Here is a 1,304-nt window from a genome sequence, read left to right as displayed (position 1 = left end):
AACAGGCTCGGCGGCTATGCCGAGAATCGGGACAGGCCGGACCGCGATTCGACATCGAAACTCTCGCCGCATCTGCATTTCGGCGAAATCGGCCCGCGGCAGATCTGGCATGCGCTGCATCACGCCCGCGCGCGCGGCGAGGCCGCCGGAACGGAGCGCGACGCGGAGAAATTCCTGTCCGAGATCGGCTGGCGCGAATTCTCCCACCACCTGCTCTTCCACAACCCGCAGCTGGCGAGCCGCAACTACGATGCCCGTTTCGACGCCTTCCCCTGGCAGCCCGACGAACAGGCGCTTCGCCGCTGGCGGCGCGGGCAGACCGGCATCCCGCTGGTCGATGCCGGCATGCGCGAACTCTGGGCGACCGGCTGGATGCACAACCGCGTGCGGATGGTCGTCGCGTCCTTCCTGATCAAGCACCTGCTGCAGGACTGGCGGGCTGGCGAGAGTTGGTTCTGGGACACGCTGGTCGATGCCGACCCGGCCAACAACGCCGCGAGCTGGCAATGGGTGGCGGGATCGGGCGCCGATGCCTCGCCTTATTTCCGGATCTTCAACCCGGTCACGCAGGGCGAAACCCATGACCCGCGCGGCAGCTACGTCCGCAAATGGGTACCGGAACTGGCGGGGCTTACAGATGACGACATCCATCAACCTTGGAAGGCCTCGGAAAAGACACTGCGCGAGGCGGGCCTCCGCATCGGAGAGGCCTACCCTGCCCCGATCGTCGACCTCGCTTTCGGGCGCCAGCGGGCGCTGGATGCCTTCGCGGCGATCCGCAATCGCTGAAGCCGGTCTCAGTCGTCCTTGCCGGCGAAGCGGGACATCAGCGCGAAATAGACCGGGTACGGCAACATTCGCGCTGCCTTGAGGATCCAGGCCAGGCGGCGCGGAAAGGTGATCTCGAACCCGCCGCGTTCGAAGCCATCGACAATTCGGCGCGCGCCCTCCTCCACCGGCAGCAGGAACGGCATCGGGAATCGCCGCCCCTCGGTCATCGGCGTCTCGACGAAACCCGGATTGACCAGCTGGAGGCGGATTCCGGCAGCAGCGCAGTCGAAGCGCAGCGATTCGCAGAAATAGATCGCACCGGCCTTGGCCGCTCCATAGGCGGCGGCTCCCGGCAGGCCACGATAGCCGACGAGCGAGGCATTGACCGCAACCTGCCCGCGTCCACGCACGATCATGCGTGGCTGCACGGCGAAGAAGCTCTTGGCCACGCCGAGCAGATTGACCGCGACGACCCTCTCGAGCGTGCCGGCATCGATCGGTGTGCCCTGGCCGGATGCGATGCCAGCATTCAG

The 1,304-nt window shown here is 66.6% G+C and carries 2 protein-coding genes; one reads left to right on the top strand and one right to left on the bottom strand.

All coding sequences use genetic code 11. The features are described from left to right. The coding region (locus ACIPIA_RS16500) for a cryptochrome/photolyase family protein (RefSeq protein WP_400511057.1) at positions 1–789 on the top strand (789 nt) is incomplete at its 5' end. Positions 790–797: 8 nt separating this feature from the next. On the opposite strand, the gene ACIPIA_RS16495 is transcribed toward ACIPIA_RS16500, so the two are convergent. After that, positions 798–1,304 (bottom strand): SDR family NAD(P)-dependent oxidoreductase (locus ACIPIA_RS16495; protein WP_400511056.1); only part of this gene is annotated, 507 nt, incomplete at its 5' end.

Origin of the sequence: Allobosea sp. CER48 (assembly GCF_044752385.1) — a bacterium.
Taxonomy (GTDB): domain Bacteria; phylum Pseudomonadota; class Alphaproteobacteria; order Rhizobiales; family Beijerinckiaceae; genus Allobosea.
The sequence above is the reverse complement of the archived record's forward strand: the minus strand, read 5'-3'. Positions and strand labels throughout refer to the sequence as shown.